Origin of the sequence: Thermanaeromonas sp., assembly GCF_021890735.1 — a bacterium.
Taxonomy (GTDB): domain Bacteria; phylum Bacillota; class DSM-521; order Neomoorellales; family Neomoorellaceae; genus Thermanaeromonas.
In genome coordinates this window covers 1-17,497 of sequence record NZ_JAKKUR010000009.1, presented here as the reverse complement: position 1 = coordinate 17,497, position 17,497 = coordinate 1, and the positions used below count along the sequence as shown (strand labels likewise).

Genomic DNA, 17,497 nt, shown 5'->3' with positions numbered 1-17,497 from the left:
AACGGGTATGATAAAATGATAACAACTGGAAATATTCTTTGACAAGTACTTGTGGAAAAATGGAGGTATAATAAGGATTAGAGATAGGCTTTTAGATTTGGCTTACGAGGCAAAAGGGAAGGCCTATGCTCCCTATTCCCGTTTTCCGGTGGGAGCTGCCCTACTCGCCTCTTCAGGTCGTATTTACCAGGGTTGCAATATAGAAAATGCATCTTTAGGGCTTAGCGTATGTGCTGAGAGGGTAGCCTTATGGAAAGCTGTCTCCGAAGGTGAGCGAGAATTTATAGCCTTGGCTGTGGTGGGCGGGGAACTTGCGGCCTGTTTTCCTTGCGGAGCGTGTAGGCAGGTATTGGTAGAGTTTGCCCCCGATCTGGAGATAATTACCGGTCAACCTGGACAAAGATTATTGGTGTGCAGTCTCAAGGAACTTTTACCGGAGACCTTTACCTTTAAGGAGAAGTAGCGCCTATGTCGGAGACCCCTTTCTACCGTTCGGGTTTTGCTGGTCTCATCGGGCGCCCTAATGCAGGTAAATCTACCTTGCTTAATACCCTCATCGGGCGCAAGGTGGCCATCATATCAGATAAACCCCAAACCACCCGTAATAAGATTTTGGGGGTTTACACAGATGAGAAGGCCCAGATCATTTTTTTAGATACCCCCGGTATACATAAGCCCAGGCACCGTCTCGGGGAGTACATGGTACAAGTAGCCCAGCACACTTTAAAGGAAGTAGATGTAGTTGTATATGTTGTGGATGCAGCGGTAGAGCCGGGTGCAGGGGAAGAGTATATAGTTAACTCCTTAAAGGATATTCCCACACCTGTGATCCTCGTCTTAAATAAGATAGACCTGATTTCGGAAGAACAGCTCCTTAAGGTGCGGGAGTTTTTCCAAAACAGGTTTGAACCTGCTGCAACAGTAGCCATTTCCGCTTTGCAAGGTACCAATGTTGATAAGTTACCTCCCTTGATAATTCAATATCTTCCTCCAGGACCTCAATATTACCCGCCAGACCAGGTTACGGACCAACCTGCCAGGTTTATTATAGCCGAGCTTATTCGCGAAAAAATTCTCCTTTTAACAGAAGAAGAGGTGCCCCATTCAGTAGCCGTAGTAGTAGAGGATATGCTGGAGAGACCTGGTGGGCTGCTTTACGTTCCGGCTATTATCTATGTAGAAAGGGATTCACAGAAGGGGATCCTTATCGGAAAGGAAGGCCGGATGCTTAAAGAGATTGGAACCTTGGCCCGTCAAGAGATAGAAGCCCTCTTAGGTAATAGAATCTATTTGGATTTGAGGGTAAAGGTGAAAAAGGATTGGCGCCGCCAGGAAGGAGCTTTAAGGCAGCTGGGCTATGAAGTTGGCAGAAGGAGACCAGTATAGCCCGGAGATTTTAGGTGAGACTTATAAGGGAGAGGCTGCCTTTTAGAGGAGGAGAAACCCCTGTGCGACCTAGTGACGCTTTATGGCAAATTTTTGCCGCAACAGGCCATGTAGGAATTTATCTATTGTACAGACAGCAACTAGAATATGAATTAAAAGTTTGCGGGCAAAAGGCTGAAAGGGAGGTTTTATTGGAGCAGCCTAGCTCTATAATAGTTTAAAATGGGTAAACTTTATCAAGTTAGGGGTATAGTGTTATCCACCCAGGATTTTCAGGACAACGACCGGATATTGAGCATTTTAACTCCGAGCAGGGGGAAAGTAACCGCCATAGCCAAAGGAGCACGTAAAGCGACGAGCAGCCTACGCAGCGGTACGCAACAGTTATGCTTGTCCCGCTTCCTCCTTTATGAGGGTAAGAGTCTGGCTACAATTACCCAGTGCCAGGTAGAAGACTTCTTCGGTGCTGTGCGGGAGGATCTGAAAAGGCTTTTGACTGCATGTTATTTGACGGAGATAGCTGAAGCGGTTACGGTACCTGGACAACCGGGTTATGGCATGTTTAAGCTCCTTAAAGAGAGCTTATCTCTTCTGGCCAGAGAAGATCCTTTTATTGTAACCCGGGCTTTTGAGGTTAAGACTATAGGTTTGCTCGGGCTAGCTCCTCGGTTGAATTTGTGTGTTTCTTGCGGAGCTTCCTTAGATTGGCAAGAAGCAGTAGCAGTATCACCCGCTGCGGGAGGCACTCTGTGTTCCTCCTGTCAGGGACGTTATAGTCCGGAGTACCGCCTTTCAAAGGAAGGTCTTAAAATCTGGGAATATTTAACTAGATGGAGGGGAGAAAGCCTTTCGCGTTTAAAACTTTCCACCCGCTGCAGGGGAGAACTAGAGGAAGTTTTGCCCGCCTATTTGGAATACTATCTAGAAAGAAAGTTAAAATCTCGGATATTACTCCACCTTTGAGGAGGATGCTTATGAGCGCGGAGTTAGAGAAGATTGATATCCTCCGCAAACGCCTGGGTTTGACTTACCGCGAAGCTAAAAAAGCCCTGGACGAGGCGGGAGGCGATGTTATCGAAGCCCTTATAAGGTACGAGGAGGGAAAGAAATCCGAAGTAGTCGAACAGATAGAGACGTGGAGCAGTAAAATTTTGGCACGAATTAAAGATATATTGCAGAGGGGGCAGGCTACCAAAATTAAAATCAAAAAGGATGGTAAAACAGTGGCTGAAATACCGGCCACGGCAGGGGCCTTAGGTGTTTTGGGAGTCTTGGCCAGCACGGAGTTAGCTATCCTGGCCGGGATCAGTACAGTGGCCGCATTGTTTAACCGTTACACCCTAGAAATAGAGCGTCCGGGCGGCCAGGTAGAAGAGCACACCCTTAATTTGGGGGATACAGGAATGAAAAACGAGTAGAAGTTGACAATCTGCACCTCCTCTGGTAAATTATCAAACGGAGGAAGGCTCCCGTCCCTGGGTGGGGCGGGATTTTTATGTAGGAGCTACACATTTTTGAGGGAGTGCCAAGATCAGGTGAATTTTCAGGAGTTGATCCTTGCCCTTCAGGATTTCTGGGCCCGCCAAGGCTGTGTGATCCAGCAACCCTATGATTTAGAAAAAGGTGCGGGGACCATGCATCCGGCTACTTTCCTGCGCGTCCTGGGGCCTGAACCCTGGCGCGTGGCTTACGTAGAACCGTCCCGCCGGCCCACCGATGGCCGGTATGGCGAAAATCCTAACCGCCTCCAGCATTATTACCAGTTCCAGGTAATACTTAAACCTTCCCCGCCCGATGTGCAGGATATTTATCTAAAAAGTCTAGAACACATAGGTATAAATCCGCTAGAACATGATATCCGCTTTGTAGAGGATAACTGGGAGTCCCCGACTTTAGGCGCTTGGGGATTAGGATGGGAAGTATGGTTAGATGGTATGGAGATAACACAGTTTACATACTTTCAGCAATGTGGAGGTTACGATTTAAAACCTGTAAGTGCAGAAATTACTTACGGCCTGGAGCGGCTGGCCATGTACATTCAGCAAGTAGATAGTGTTTTTGATATCGAGTGGGTAAACGGTATCACTTATGGAGATATTCACCACCAGGCGGAGGTGGATTATTCTCATTATAATTTCACAGCGGCCGACACGTCTATGTTGTTTTCCCTCTTTAACGCCTACGAAGCAGAGGCCAAACGGGTCATCGAACAAGGGCTGGTCCAACCCGCCTACGATTATGTTCTAAAATGTTCTCACACCTTCAATTTACTTGACGCCCGTGGGGCCATAAGCGTTACAGAGAGGACAGCTTACATAAGCAGGGTTCGCCACCTGGCCCGCCTCTGTGCAAGTGCCTACCTCGAGCAAAGGGAGAGGCTGGGTTATCCCCTCCTAAAGAGGCGTTCCCCAGGCACCTCTGAAGCAGGAGGAGAGGCTCTCCACAAAGTGGGTACCCGGAAAGACCTTAAAGATGGCCTCGATATCAAGGAGGGGTAGAGAGTGGCGCGCGACTTTATTATGGAAATAGGTACCGAAGAAATGCCAGCACGGGTCATACCTTCAGCGTTAGCACAACTGGAAGAGTTGGCTTCTAGCCTTCTTCGGGAAGAGCGCTTGAGTTATAAAAGCTTGGCAGCCTATGCTACCCCACGGCGCCTTACGTTACATATAACCGAGCTGGCTGAGGAGCAGGAGGAGCTAGTAAAAGAGATAAAGGGCCCGCCTGTTAGAACAGCCTTCACGCCCGAAGGCCAACCTACCCGGGCGGCCCTGGGTTTTGCCCAAAGCCAGGGTGTACCGGTAGAGGAACTGGTCATCCGCTCTTTGCCCGGAGGGGATTACGTATTCGCGATCAAGAAAGAAAGTGGACGGCCGGCGCTGGAAGCCTTGCCCGGTATACTGACCAGATTAGCAGAGGGACTAAGCTTTCCACGGCCCATGCGTTGGGACGATTCAGAATGGCGCTTCGTCCGTCCTGTGAGGTGGCTTGTGGCTCTTTACGGAAGCGAAGTCGTACCTTGGGAATGGGCTGGGCTTAAGGCCGACAGGTTTACTTACGGCCACCGGTTTCTAGCTCCAGGACCCCATCTTATACCTTCTTCCCGGGATTATTTCCAGATATTAGAGAAGGCTTATGTGATCGTGGACCACCGGCGTCGGCGGCAGCTCATATGGCAGCAGGTACAAAGCCTAGCCTTAAAGGCCAACGGTCGGGTAGAAGAGGACCCGGAACTCCTAGAGGAGATAACCTTCCTAGTAGAGTATCCTACGGCTTTGACCGGGAGGATTGACGAAAAATATCTTAGCCTTCCTGAGGAAGTAGTTACTACACCCATGCGGGGGCACCAGCGTTACTTTCCCGTACGGGACGGCCAGGGGAAGCTGTTACCTGTCTTTATCGCCGTTCATAATGGCACGGAAGCTCATATTGATAACATACGGCCGGGGTATGAAAAGGTTCTTAAAGCCCGGCTGACTGATGCGGTATTCTTTTATCAGGAAGACCGTAAAACTACTCTGGCCAGTAAGGTGCCGAAACTTAAAGAGATACTTTTCCAGGAAAACCTGGGTACCATGTGGGACAAAACCCGGCGTATAAGGCAGCTCTCTTTATATCTAGCACGGGTATTGGACCTGCCGGATAAAATCCACCCTCATGTAGAGCGTACCGCTGAGCTGGCCAAAGCGGATTTAGTTACCAATATGGTTTATGAATTTCCAGAACTCCAGGGGGTTATGGGATATTATTACGCGGCGGAAGATGGTGAGGAGAGGGAAGTTTGTGAAGGAATAAGACAGCATTATTGGCCTCGCTTTTCCGGAGACCGGGTACCGGAAACCCTTACGGGTATGGTGGTAGGTTTGGCTGATCGGCTGGATACTTTGGTGGGCTGTTTTGCCTGCGGCCTTATTCCTACCGGCTCGCAGGATCCCTACGGTCTCCGCCGCCAAGCCCTGGGGGCGGTTACCATGACCGTAGAATTGGGGTTGAAATTCTCCCTGTCCGAGGCCATTTCTGCAGCATACAAAAACTATGTGGAGGAAGGTATAGCGCTTCCCCGGCCTTTGGAGGAAGTGCAAAAAGAACTTATGGACTTTTTCCGGGGAAGAATGGAATATATCTTAAGCGAAAAGGGAGTACGCTATGATGTAATAGATGCTGTTTTAGCTGTGGGATGGGATGATTTGGCCGATTCCTATGCTAAAGCGCGCGATCTGGAAATTTTTCGTCAGGAGGGTGATTTTGCCGCGCTTCATACCGCCTTTACCAGGGCCTTCAACCTAGCCCGCCAGGTTTCCGAGGAGATAAAAACGGTAAACGAGGGCCGCTTAACGGAAGAAGCGGAGAGAAGACTGTACCTGGCCCTTAACGAGACGAGGGAGAAGGTGGAACCCTATTTAGCTCGTGGAGATTATCTTAAGGCGTTAGAAATTTTAAGCTCTTTACAGGGACCTATTGACAATTTCTTCGATAAGGTTCTTGTTATGGCCCCAGACCCTGAAGTTAGGCGCAACCGGATAGCTTTACTCCAAGGGGTAACGAGGCTTGTGCTTAAAGTAGCTGATTTCTCCCGCTTGGTCCCATCATCACAGTGAATCGTTGCCGGCGGGCGATTTGAGGGTGGTGACACCGTGCAACTTTCGCCGCGGCAGGAAAAGATTGTGGAGATTGTCAAGCGCCATGGTCCTATCACCAGCCATCAGATTGCAGAGATGCTAAATTTAACCAGGGCAGCACTACGGCCCGATCTGGCCATTTTAACCATGTCCGGGATACTGGAGGCTCGGCCACGGGTTGGATATGTCTACCATGGAAAACCTGCCCAGGCCCTGGTAGCGGAAGAAATAAGAAAAATAAAAGTAGGGGACGTAAAGGGGTTACCTAAGGTCATAAGATACGATGCTTCAGTATATGATGCCATAGTAACATTGTTTTTAGAAGATGTGGGGACGCTTATGGTAGTAGATAGCGAGGGACATTTAGAAGGGGTGGTGTCCCGCAAGGACTTGCTCAAGGCGGCAATAGGCGATACGTCTAATCTTAAGACTATGCCTGTCTCTGTAGTTATGACCCGTATGCCCAATATTATCTGTACTACCCCGGAAGAAAGTGTGCTGACTGCAGCCCAAAAGATAATTGAGCACGAGGTAGATGCCCTACCGGTGGTTCGCCCGGTGGCGGGTAAGGAGAAGAAGCTGGAAGTCATCGGCCGTATCACTAAAACCACCATTACCCGCCTTTTCGTAGAACTGGGCACAGCCGGAAGGTAGAAGGGGGGGCTCCACTATCGGGGTCATATATGTAGTCTCCGATTCCTTAGGTGAAACCGCTGAATATGTAGCCCGCGCAGCAGCTAGCCAGTTTGACGGAAGCGATTTCGACATCCGCCGGATTCCCTATGTAACCGATCCAGAACATTTGGAGGAAATCGTAGCCGCCGCAGCTCAGGAAAAAGGGATTATTGCGTTTACTTTGGTGGTTCCGGAGCTAAAAAAGAGGCTAGTTGAGCTGGCTGCCGAGTATAAAGTGCCCGCAGTAGACTTACTCGGACCCATGCTGGAAGCTATCAAGGCAGTTACGGGCAAATCACCTCGCTTGGAACCGGGGCTTATAAGGAGGTTAGATGAAGAATATTTTCGTAAGATGGAAGCCATAGAGTTTGCCGTTAAATACGATAACGGGAAAGATCCCCGGGGGCTTTTGTATGCTGACCTTGTCGTCATAGGAGTTTCCCGGACCTCCAAGACTCCGGTATGTATGTATCTAGCCCATAAGCGTATACGAGCTGCTAACTTGGCCTTGGTCCCGGAAGTCCCCCTTCCTGAGGAACTTCTGGCCGTTCCCCGGGAGAGGGTAATAGGGCTTACCATTTCTGCCGAAAAGCTTTACCAAATACGCCAAGAGCGTCTTAAAACTCTGGGTTTTTCCGGACGTGCTGACTATGCTACTTTGCCCCGTATCAAACAGGAACTGGCCTATGCTGAAGAAGTTATGCAGCGTTTAGGCTGCCCCGTGATTGACGTTACCAATAAAGCCGTGGAAGACACGGCTGTAAAGATATTAGAAATTTACAATCGGAGGGAGAAGAATGGCAGGTAAAAAGTACATTTACATGTTCTCTGAAGGCCGGGCTGATATGAGAAACTTACTGGGCGGTAAAGGGGCCAACCTTGCCGAAATGACCAACATCGGCCTTCCCGTCCCCCCCGGGATTACCATTACCTGTGAGGCTTGCAATGAGTACAACCGGCTGGGAAAGAAGTTTCCTCCGGGCCTAGAGGAAGAGCTCGCAGAGCGCCTTAAAGAGCTGGAAAGGATAAACGGGAAAAAGCTGGGAGATCCCCAGAACCCCTTGTTGGTTTCTGTCCGTTCCGGTGCACCTGTTTCTATGCCTGGGATGATGGATACCATCCTGAATCTCGGATTAAACGACCAGTCTGTCCAGGGTTTGGCTGCCAATACAGGGGATGAGCGCTTTGCTCTGGACTGCTACCGGCGTTTCATCCAGATGTTTGGGGACGTTGTTTTAGGGATAGAGCACGGCAAATTTGAAGCTATCTTAGAAAAGCATAAGGAGCGTATTGGGGCGAAGTTCGATCACGAGCTTACCCCGGAAGCGCTTAAAGAGGTTATAGCTGAATATAAGGAACTGGTTAAAGCCGAAACCGGCCGGGAGTTTCCGCAGGATCCCCAGGAACAACTCAGAATGGCTATCCGTGCGGTCTTCGACTCTTGGAATAATCCCCGCGCCATTGTGTACCGCAAGATAAATAAGATTCCCGACGACCTGGGTACTGCCGTGAACATCCAAACCATGGTTTTCGGGAATATGGGTTCCACCAGCGGTACCGGTGTAGCTTTTACCCGGAACCCCTCAACGGGAGAAAAGGGCATTTATGGCGAATACCTCCTGAATGCCCAGGGTGAGGATGTCGTTGCCGGTATTCGTACACCCAAACCCATCGCTCAACTTAAAGAAGAGATGCCTGAAACGTACCGGCAGTTCGAGGAGATCTGCGAGCTTTTAGAGAAACACTACCGGGACATGCAGGATATCGAGTTTACCATTGAAAGGGGTAAGCTCTATATCCTTCAAACCCGCGCAGGCAAGCGTACGGCGGCTGCTGCAGTCAAGATAGCTGTGGATATGGTGGAGGAGGGGCTTATCACCAAAGAGGAGGCCATCTTGCGTGTAGATCCGGAACAGGTGGTTCAGCTCCTGCACCGGCGTGTAGATCCTAACGCCAAGGTAGAAGTGATCGCCAAAGGGCTTCCTGCTTCGCCTGGTGCGGCCTGTGGCAAGGTTGTCTTTGATGCTGACGAGGCAGAGAGGTTAGGCCTTGAGGGTGAAAAGGTTATCTTGGTGCGCAACGAAACCACTCCTGATGACATTCACGGTATCGTCCAGGCCCAGGGAGTGTTGACGGCCAGAGGGGGTATGACCAGTCACGCCGCAGTGGTTGCGCGGGGTATGGGCAAGCCGGCGGTGGTCGGTTGCGGGGATATCAGAATCGATGTAGGCGGTAAGAGGTTTTTTGTGAAGGATCTGGAGGTTAAAGAAGGAGATATCATCTCTATCGACGGGGCCACGGGGAACGTGATGCTGGGCGAAGTCCCCCTTATAGAACCCCAGCTTACCGGCGAATTTAAAACCCTGCTCCAGTGGGCTGATGAAGTCCGTCGCTTAAAGGTGCGGGCCAATGCTGATACTCCCGAGGATGCCCGACGCGCTCGCGAGTTCGGTGCGGAAGGCATAGGTCTTTGCCGTACAGAGCATATGTTTATGGCTGTAGACCGGCTTCCAGTTGTTCAACAAATGATCTTGGCAAAGACCAAGGAGGAAAGGGAAGAGGCTTTAGCCAAGCTCTTACCCATGCAGCAAGGAGACTTTTATGAGATCTTGAAGGTAATGGAAGGGCTGCCGGTTACCATCCGTTTACTGGATCCTCCGCTCCATGAGTTTTTACCTAGTTCTGAGGAGCTATTGGTAGAGATCACCAGGTTAGAGGCTACTGGCGGAGATAAGGCGGAGATAGAAGCCAAGCGAGCCCTTTTACGGGAAGTCCGGGCGCGGGAAGAGTTCAATCCTATGCTGGGACACCGGGGTTGCCGTCTAGGCATCACTTATCCTGAGGTCTATGCCATGCAGGCCCGGGCTATCTTCCAGGCGGTAGCTCAGCTTAAAAAGGAAGGCATCAATGTACTACCAGAGGTTGAAATTCCGCTGGTTATTCATGTTAATGAATTGCGCCGCTTACGGCAACTGGTGGAAGAGGTAGCAGAACAAGTTAAGAAGGAGACCGGTGTGGACTTCAAATATAAAGTCGGTACCATGATAGAGATGCCGCGCGCTTGTGCTACAGCGGATGAGATAGCTCAGGAAGCGGAGTTCTTCTCCTTCGGTACCAACGATCTTACCCAGACCACCTTCGGTTTTAGCCGTGATGATGCGGAAGCTAAATTCCTACCCCAATACTTGGAAGAAAAGATACTGAAAGAGAATCCCTTCATGGTTATCGATAGGGATGGGGTAGGTAAGCTGATGAAGATGGGTGTGGAGTTGGGCCGTAAGACTAGACCCACATTGGAGATAGGTATCTGCGGTGAGCACGGAGGCGACCCGAGCTCTGTAGAATTCTGCCACCAGATAGGTCTGGATTACGTAAGCTGCTCGCCCTTCCGTGTTCCAGTAGCCCGTCTGGCCGCGGCTCAGGCTGCCCTTAAGGAGAAAAGAGGACAAGTTTTAGAGCGGGATGTTTAAAAGCATTTAAATAAAGAGGATACCGGTTCTGGCACTAGCCGGAAGCGGTATCCTCTACTTCTTACCTCCAGGTTTCCTCGCTGAAGAGCTGGAGGCCCTGCCTAAGCAGTAAAGCGGCGGTTACCCCGCAACCCGACCTGGTACAGCCACTAAAGGTGCCGTCGTACACGGTTCGGGTTCCACAGGAGGGGCTCCTTTCTTTAAGAATAGCCACTTTGGCACCCAGGGTTCGGGCCAGCTCTGCCGTAGCCTGGGCACCCTTAAGAAATGCCTCCGTAACGTCGCGGCCTTCCTTATCTACAACCCGCGCCCGGCCCTCCAGGACGTCGAAACCATCGCCACCCTGTATTTCCGCCGGGGGACGCGGTACGGGTAGGCCTCCTAATTTTTCCGGGCATACAGGTATGGCCTGGAACCGTGTCACAAGATCTTTAATCTGAGGTACCAGGTTGGAACTCCCATCGTACCTGCAGTGATACCCCGCAAGGCAAGCGCTTACGAGAATACAAGGCCGGTTTTCCATAGATGTATCCCCGCTTGATTAAAAAAGTGTTTTTCCTAATTTTATCTTTAAGCATTTTCCCCAACAAGTATGACCGGTACCACTTTCTTAAACATTTTAGAGCAAGGGGGCATACACTATTATGGCCCAGTGTGTTAATATAGCCGAAAACAAGAAACTATGTACCTGTACTTATGAACCTTGTCCTCGAAAAGGGAACTGTTGTGCTTGCCTTCAGTACCACCGCAAGTATGGTGAACTTCCGGGGTGCCTATTTCCACCGGAAGTAGAGCGAACCTACGACCGCAGTGTAGAGCGCTTCGTAGCTTGCTTCAGCCGGACCAGGTAGTTATACTTACGGTTAGCTCTTTCTAGCGTTGGTTGTCGTAACTGGTCGCAAATTGAGGTGCTATTTATGAAACCGCTTAAGGAAGTGGTCATATATACTGATGGAGCTTGTAGTGGAAATCCCGGACCGGGGGGCTGGGCAGCTGTCCTACTCTATGGGGGGCACCGTAAAGAGCTTTCCGGAGCCGCAGCAGTTACAACGAATCAGCGTATGGAACTTACAGCTGCTTTGGAAGCCTTGAAGGCCCTGAAAGAACCCTGCCGGGTAAAACTTTACAGCGACAGTGCTTATTTGGTAAACGCTTTTCGAGAAGGGTGGATAAAAAGGTGGCAGGCAAACGGCTGGCGGACAGCCAAAAAAGAGCCAGTGGAAAACCAAGATTTGTGGCAGGAACTGTTGAGGGTGGCTTCCCAGCACCAGATAGAATGGGTAAAAGTGACCGGCCATAGTGATAGCAAAGAGAACAACCGGTGTGATGAGCTGGCCCGGGCGGCCATTTCCAACCTCCTTAAGAAGGAAAAAGCTACTTAGACGTCGAACCTTTTTCAAAAGCAAAGATGAGGGTGGCTTAAATGCTAATCGTAGGTATTAACGGGAGCCCGAGAAAAGCAGGAAGTACAGCCTTTCTCGTCCAGGAGGGGCTAAAAGCGGCTTCCTCGAAAGGAGCCCAAACCGTGCTCATCCATGTCGCCGATGTTCTGGCCGATCAAAAACAGCCGTTTTGTACACACTGTAGTTCTCCTTGCCAAGGGCTGTGTTTCCGGGGCAAGCGTTTAGAAGAAGCTTATAGTTTGCTGCGCCAGGCCGACGGTATACTTTTAGGTAGCCCGGTGTACTTTGGGACTGTTTCTGCCCAACTAAAAGCTTTTTGGGATAAGAGCCGCCTTCTGCGTAAAGAGAAGGCCTTGTTAAATGTAGTAGGTGCTGCTGTAGCCGTGGGTGGTAGCCGTTTCGGAGGGCAAGAGACTACGCTGAAAGCCTTATTCGATATGATGTTAGTGCAAGGTATGATGATAATAGGAGATGGCTACCAGGATCATGATTGCGGTCACCACGGGGGTTGTAGCCAAGCTCCTGCTGTAGAGGACGAATTTGCTAGGGAGCGAGTAAGGATTTTAGGCTTACGCTTGGCTGAGGTGGCTGCTGCCACCATGTCCCTTCGCCGGAGAAAACTGTAAAAAGTAAGTTGGGGGTCACGGGCGGATGGGGTTGCTCCTGCGAGAAGAAGCTGAGCGCCTGGAAAGGGAATTGTTATCTCCTTTTGCATCTTTAAGCAGCCGTACCCGGGGCCGGGACCGACCTGAGGAGCCGTGTAAAGTACGTACAGAATTTCAAAGGGATAGGGACAGGATCATCCATTCCAAAGCTTTCCGTCGCCTGAAACATAAGACCCAGGTTTTTATAGCTCCGGAGGGCGATCATTACCGTACCCGCCTTACCCACACTTTAGAAGTTGCCCAGATAGCGCGCACCATCGCTCGTGCTTTACGTCTTAATGAAGACTTGACAGAAGCCATAGCTTTAGGTCATGATCTAGGACACACCCCTTTTGGCCACGCAGGGGAAGAAGCTTTGAACGAAGTTGTACCTGGAGGTTTCAAGCACAACGAGCAGAGTTTGCGGGTAGTGGATGTTTTAGAAGGGGAAGGGGGGCTCAACCTTACCTGGGAAGTGCGGGACGGCATTGCCCACCATACCGGCCCGGTCAAGCCGCAGACGTTAGAAGGGCAAGTGATCTGTTACGCTGACCGTATTGCCTATATCAACCACGATATAGATGATGCTTTGCGTGCAGGGATAATAACTTTAGAAGACCTTCCGCAGGAGTGTTTAGAGGTCCTGGGCTACGAACACCGCCAGCGCATCAACACCATGGTCTTGGATGTTATTGAGAACAGTTGGGGTAAAAATTATATAACCATGAGCTCGCAAGTTCAGCAAGCTACAGATACTTTGCGAGCTTTTCTTTTTAAACACGTATATATAGGCTCACGGGCCAAGGCAGAGGAAGGCAAAGCGAAGAGGATGCTAAAAGAGCTTTATCATTTTTACTTGGAACATCCCGAATACCTTCCCCCACCTAAAAGACCGGAGGATGATTTGCACCGCCGGGCATGTGATTATATCGCTGGAATGACCGACCGTTACGCTATTATACAGTACCAGAAGTTGTTCGTACCTAGCGGTTTTCCCTTATAAACACAAGAAAAAATAATGGGAAGGTACCTGGGAAATCTCTTCGCTCGTCAGGCTATCCGGCACTTGACGAAGGCGCCGGCAGGATTTCCCGTAAGTACCTTCCAAGCGTATTATAACCGGTGAACCCCATATTTTATACTATAGACCCTAATTTTTTTATTGTCGGGTTTTAAAATAAGGCTCGAAAAGGGGAAGAAGGACCCCTTTATAAATGACGTATAGAGTGCTTCCCCCGAGGAGCACTATCAACAAAAAGGCAATAAATTTACCCACCCAAACTCACCTCAATTTTTATTATGGCCCGGCAGATGCGGAGCTAAACTTAAAGGTGAGGTATATTATGGTAAATAGTTACAAATAATAGATTAGGTCAATATTCCTTACAAAAAAAGAGGATATTTGCCTTCAATGGCGAATACAATAAAAACATTTGGGTCGCAAGACTGGTAAGGGGGCATCATTTTTGTCGGCCGCCCTGCGGGAGGAACTCATTGAAGAGATTAAGGCTAGGGTAGATATTGTAGATTTGATAAGTGAATATGTGCCCTTGAAAAGACGGGGTCAGAATTATGTAGGTTTGTGCCCTTTTCATACCGAAAAAACCCCCTCTTTTACTGTTAGCCCGGGCAAGCAGTTGTTTTATTGTTTCGGGTGCGGGGTAGGGGGCGATGCCTTTACCTTTTTAATGAAACGTGAAGGCTTAAGCTTTACCGAAGCCTTAAGACGGTTAGCTGAGCGTGCAGGTATAAGCCTGGATGAAAAGGAAGGAGCTACTGTCTTTGGGTTCCGCCGGGAAAAAGAAAGACTTTATCAGATCGGTGCCCTAGCCGCGAGATTTTATCACCTCATCCTCCTTCGTCATCCTTCCGCGGCCAAGGCCAGGGAATACCTCCGATATAGGAGAGTAAGCCCGGAAGCCGTCAAAGTGTTTGAGCTGGGATATGCACCGGACAGTCCCAGGGCTTTAGTGGATTACCTTAGACGCCATGGATTTCACCCGCGTGAGATAGCCCTAGCCGGGCTCGCAGCCTCCAGAGCTCCGGAAGGCAGCTTTGACCGCTTTCGTAGGCGGCTGATGTTTCCGGTAAAGGATGCCTCCGGCAGGGTGGTCGGTTTTGGCGGCCGATCTTTAGATAATAGCGAGCCGAAATATCTAAACACCCCCGAGACACCGCTGTTCCGCAAGGGTCATCATCTCTACGGGTTGCACCTGGCCGCACCCGGTATTAGGCGCCAGGGCAGGGCGGTGGTAGTGGAAGGATACCTGGATGCTGTCTCGGCCTGGCAGCACGGTATCGATAATGTGGTGGCTACCTTAGGGACTTCTTTAACTGCAGAACAGGCCCGAGAGCTTAAACGATACACAGAAGAAGTTGTTATAGCTTACGATGCAGACGCTGCTGGAAGGGCAGCAGCCTTACGGGTTCTCGAGATCCTGGCGGAAATGGGGTTGAGGGTGCGTGTGCTCCCCTTACCAGAAGGGAAGGATCCTGATGAGTTTTTACAGGACCACGGTGGGCAAGCCTTTCGGCAACTCATAGAGGAAGCTCCACCCTGGTTGGTTTATATAATTGAGGAGACCATCCGGTTCCATGATTTAGCAGATCCCAACGAATGTGTAAAGGCGGTCCAGAAAGTGATACCTTATCTAGCTAAGATAGAAGATGCTGTGGAACTGGATAACTATGTCCGTTTTTTAAGCAGACGCACTGGCCAATTAGAAAGTGCCATCTATGAAGAGATCCATAAATTCCGGCGCCGCGAAAAGAGAAAACCCAGGCGCTTTATACCGACGGATAATATTCAGAACACCCAGCGCATAGCGGACACTACTTTCCAAGGCCCAGAAATCTATCTTTTATACGCTTATCTGGCCGATGAAAGATGGGCTAAGCACATTGAGGCTTCTTTAGGAACGGATTTTTGGAGCTTGCCGGAGGCAGGTATTATAGCAACCACAGCTCGGGAGTTAAGGCAGGAATATCCATGCTTAGAAGGAGAGGATTTCCAGGATAAGCTAAGTAGGAGGCTACCCCCAGATGCCCTTCCTTTACTTGCACGGGTAATGTTGAAGGAAGGACAAGAACCCCTAGAGTCCAAAGCCCTCGAAGAGGCTATAAAATCTATACAGCTAAAAAAGTGGGAGGAAGAAATTCGAGCTTGCCGCCGAAGTTTGGGTTTGGCCGAAACAGCTGGCCGGGAAGATGAAGTTAAAAAGTTGCAGGCCAGAATATTGGACCTGGCTAGGAATATAAAAAATCTAAAGATAGGAAGGGGGGAGAATTGATGAAGGAAGAAACACAGAAATACCAGGAGTTAGTGAAGGAGCTAATTGAGAAGGGGAAAAAACGTGGTTCTCTAACTTACCAGGAGATAATGGATACCCTACAGTCCGTGGAGCTCACTCCAGAACAGATAGATGACATTTATGAACAACTACACCAAATGGGTATCGAAGTTATCCCGGAGGCAGCAGAACTAGAGGCCCTAGAAAGAGAGAGCGGTGCTCCGGTAGAGGAGGATATTGACCTTTCGATTCCGGAAGGCGTGGGAATAGACGATCCGGTACGTATGTACCTGAAGGAGATCGGCCGTATTCCCTTGCTTACGCCTGAAGAAGAGATTGAACTTGCCAAACGTATGGAACAGGGGGACGAGGAGGCGAAGCGCAGGCTGATAGAGGCTAATTTGCGCCTGGTCGTCAGCATTGCTAAGCGCTATGTTGGTCGCGGTATGCTTTTTTTGGACCTGATCCAGGAAGGTAATCTGGGATTGATAAAGGCTGTGGAAAAATTTGACTATCGAAAGGGATATAAATTCAGCACTTATGCTACCTGGTGGATCCGGCAAGCTATCACCCGTGCTATTGCCGACCAGGCGCGTACCATCAGGATACCTGTACACATGGTAGAAACTATTAATAAATTGATCCGCGTTTCACGTAATCTCCTTCAGGAATTGGGCCGCGAACCCACTCCGGAAGAGATCGCTAAGGAAATGGATATTCCTGTAGAGCGGGTCCGGGAAATTATGAAGATAGCTCAGGAACCCGTCTCCTTGGAGACGCCCATAGGAGAGGAGGAAGACAGCCATTTAGGCGATTTCATCGAGGATGAGGATGCGCTAGCTCCGGCAGATGCAGCATCTTATATGCTTTTGCGGGAGCAATTAGAAGAAGTACTAGAGTCCTTGACCCCGCGGGAGAGGAAGGTTCTGCGCTTACGTTTTGGCCTTGATGACGGGCGCTCCCGTACTCTGGAAGAAGTTGGGCAGGAGTTCGGGGTTACACGGGAACGTATACGCCAAATAGAGGCTAAAGCACTACGCAAGTTGCGCCATCCCAGCCGTAGCAAAAAACTGAAAGATTACTTGGAGTAGGAACTTAAATCCAAAAGCACTTAAGGTATGCTAGCTCATCCGAAGTTCAGCTAGCCGGTTTTATAAAAAGCAGAGTTGAGAGGGCGCGGGGGGTTGACCGAACTTCCCCTATTGCGTATAATATCAATAGCAGCTTTCCTCGGTAGCTCAATGGTAGAGCGCCCGGCTGTTAACCGGGTGGTTGCAGGTTCGAGTCCTGCCCGGGGAGCCAATAAGGGCCCATAGCTCAACGGCAGAGCAGCGGACTCATAATCCGTTGGTTCTAGGTTCGAATCCTAGTGGGCCCACCACAAGAAAAATCAAGGGTTTGCGGGTTAGTTAAAACTTCCAAAAGGCACTTAAAACCGCAAATCCGTTGTTCATGAAAAAGCCTCCTACCGGCCAAAAGCGGAAGGGAGGCTTAAACTTTTTTATGCAGGTCCTAAGGCTTAACCCGGCACCCACCACATGGCAGGAGGCACTGGTGGAGGTTAGCCCTGTGCAGTGAGTTAGCCAGTGGCAAGGTATAGTTGTACATACGCCCAGAGGTGGCTAATACACTTACCTGCCTTAATTTTTTCCATAGGAAGGAGAAACGGGGGCTTCTGGAGAAATATATTTGTGAAAAGGCGAATTATCTTTCCGGTCAAGACTAAGACAATGCACCTTAATCTATACCTGGAAAGGAGGAAGGTCGAAATTATGATCACTTACGTTTAAAAATACCAACGCTAAGAGGGAAGAGCAGCATTTACCGTAATCTTGACGTAAGAAGAAAACTTAATCCATAATAGGAAGGGTGCAGGGTTTAAAACATCCAAAGCTTTAGGGAGATATAAGGAGAGATAAAAGATGAGCAGGTTAGGCAACTTTTATAATCCCTCCTCGGTCGCAGTAATCGGCGCATCGAAAACGCCGGGCAAAGTAGGCCATTCAGTAG

General features: G+C 49.7%; 17 protein-coding genes and 2 tRNA genes. 18 read left to right on the top strand and 1 reads right to left on the bottom strand.

Annotation, left to right across the window (positions count from 1 at the left end; genetic code table 11):
• Positions 1-49 precede the first annotated feature (49 nt).
• From L5656_RS03310 to ppdK, 10 genes are all read left to right on the top strand, one after another.
• A complete protein-coding gene (locus tag L5656_RS03310) occupies positions 50-463 on the top strand; it encodes a cytidine deaminase (RefSeq protein WP_297198980.1) in 414 nt (137 codons plus the stop codon).
• A 5-nt stretch (positions 464-468) separates the two neighbouring features.
• Positions 469-1,386 (top strand): GTPase Era, encoded by a 918-nt coding sequence (gene era, locus L5656_RS03305; protein ID WP_297198977.1) that lies wholly within the window; start codon positions 469-471, stop codon positions 1,384-1,386.
• A 62-nt stretch (positions 1,387-1,448) separates the two neighbouring features.
• Entirely contained in the window at positions 1,449-1,607 is a 159-nt protein-coding gene (locus L5656_RS03300) for a hypothetical protein (protein ID WP_297198974.1), read from the top strand.
• A 1-nt stretch (position 1,608) separates the two neighbouring features.
• Positions 1,609-2,349, top strand: coding sequence for a DNA repair protein RecO (gene recO, locus L5656_RS03295; RefSeq protein ID WP_297198971.1), 741 nt, complete (start codon positions 1,609-1,611; stop codon positions 2,347-2,349).
• Positions 2,350-2,360: 11 nt separating this feature from the next.
• Positions 2,361-2,804, top strand: coding sequence for a DUF4342 domain-containing protein (locus L5656_RS03290; RefSeq protein ID WP_297198968.1), 444 nt, complete (start codon positions 2,361-2,363; stop codon positions 2,802-2,804).
• Positions 2,805-2,921: 117 nt separating this feature from the next.
• Entirely contained in the window at positions 2,922-3,884 is a 963-nt protein-coding gene (glyQ, locus tag L5656_RS03285; protein WP_366017826.1) for a glycine--tRNA ligase subunit alpha, read from the top strand.
• A 3-nt stretch (positions 3,885-3,887) separates the two neighbouring features.
• Positions 3,888-5,984, top strand: a complete 2,097-nt coding sequence (gene glyS, locus L5656_RS03280) for a glycine--tRNA ligase subunit beta (RefSeq protein ID WP_297198962.1) — start codon at positions 3,888-3,890, stop codon at positions 5,982-5,984.
• Between the two features lie 36 nt (positions 5,985-6,020).
• Complete coding sequence (locus L5656_RS03275; protein WP_297198959.1) at positions 6,021-6,659, top strand: helix-turn-helix transcriptional regulator; 639 nt, start codon at positions 6,021-6,023, stop codon at positions 6,657-6,659.
• A gap of 16 nt (positions 6,660-6,675) precedes the next feature.
• Positions 6,676-7,488 (top strand): pyruvate, water dikinase regulatory protein, encoded by an 813-nt coding sequence (locus L5656_RS03270; protein WP_366017824.1) that lies wholly within the window; start codon positions 6,676-6,678, stop codon positions 7,486-7,488.
• Complete coding sequence (gene ppdK, locus L5656_RS03265) at positions 7,478-10,150, top strand: pyruvate, phosphate dikinase (RefSeq protein WP_297198956.1); 2,673 nt, start codon at positions 7,478-7,480, stop codon at positions 10,148-10,150. Before L5656_RS03270 ends, ppdK begins: the two co-directional genes overlap by 11 nt.
• A gap of 61 nt (positions 10,151-10,211) precedes the next feature.
• Here the strand turns inward: ppdK and L5656_RS03260 are convergent, their stop codons facing one another.
• On the bottom strand, positions 10,212-10,673 hold the full coding sequence (locus tag L5656_RS03260) for a DUF523 domain-containing protein (protein ID WP_297198952.1): 462 nt from the start codon (positions 10,671-10,673) through the stop codon (positions 10,212-10,214).
• 121 nt (positions 10,674-10,794) lie between these two features.
• Between L5656_RS03260 and L5656_RS03255 the strand changes: the two genes are divergently transcribed.
• The 8 genes from L5656_RS03255 to L5656_RS03220 all read left to right on the top strand — a co-directional run bounded on the left by L5656_RS03255 (position 10,795) and on the right by L5656_RS03220 (position 16,868).
• Positions 10,795-11,001, top strand: a complete 207-nt coding sequence (locus L5656_RS03255; RefSeq protein WP_297198949.1) for a DUF6485 family protein — start codon at positions 10,795-10,797, stop codon at positions 10,999-11,001.
• 66 nt (positions 11,002-11,067) lie between these two features.
• Positions 11,068-11,532, top strand: a complete 465-nt coding sequence (gene rnhA / locus L5656_RS03250; RefSeq protein ID WP_297198946.1) for a ribonuclease HI — start codon at positions 11,068-11,070, stop codon at positions 11,530-11,532.
• A gap of 41 nt (positions 11,533-11,573) precedes the next feature.
• Positions 11,574-12,179, top strand: coding sequence for a flavodoxin family protein (locus L5656_RS03245; RefSeq protein WP_297198942.1), 606 nt, complete (start codon positions 11,574-11,576; stop codon positions 12,177-12,179).
• A gap of 31 nt (positions 12,180-12,210) precedes the next feature.
• Positions 12,211-13,200 (top strand): deoxyguanosinetriphosphate triphosphohydrolase, encoded by a 990-nt coding sequence (locus L5656_RS03240; protein ID WP_366017822.1) that lies wholly within the window; start codon positions 12,211-12,213, stop codon positions 13,198-13,200.
• A 463-nt stretch (positions 13,201-13,663) separates the two neighbouring features.
• On the top strand, positions 13,664-15,487 hold the full coding sequence (gene dnaG, locus L5656_RS03235; protein ID WP_297198935.1) for a DNA primase: 1,824 nt from the start codon (positions 13,664-13,666) through the stop codon (positions 15,485-15,487).
• Entirely contained in the window at positions 15,487-16,578 is a 1,092-nt protein-coding gene (gene rpoD / locus L5656_RS03230; RefSeq protein ID WP_297198933.1) for an RNA polymerase sigma factor RpoD, read from the top strand. The genes dnaG and rpoD overlap by 1 nt, the downstream gene beginning before the upstream one ends.
• 136 nt (positions 16,579-16,714) lie before the next feature.
• A tRNA-Asn gene (locus tag L5656_RS03225) sits at positions 16,715-16,789 on the top strand.
• A gap of 4 nt (positions 16,790-16,793) precedes the next feature.
• Positions 16,794-16,868, top strand: a tRNA-Ile gene (locus L5656_RS03220).
• Positions 16,869-17,497: the final 629 nt, after the last annotated feature.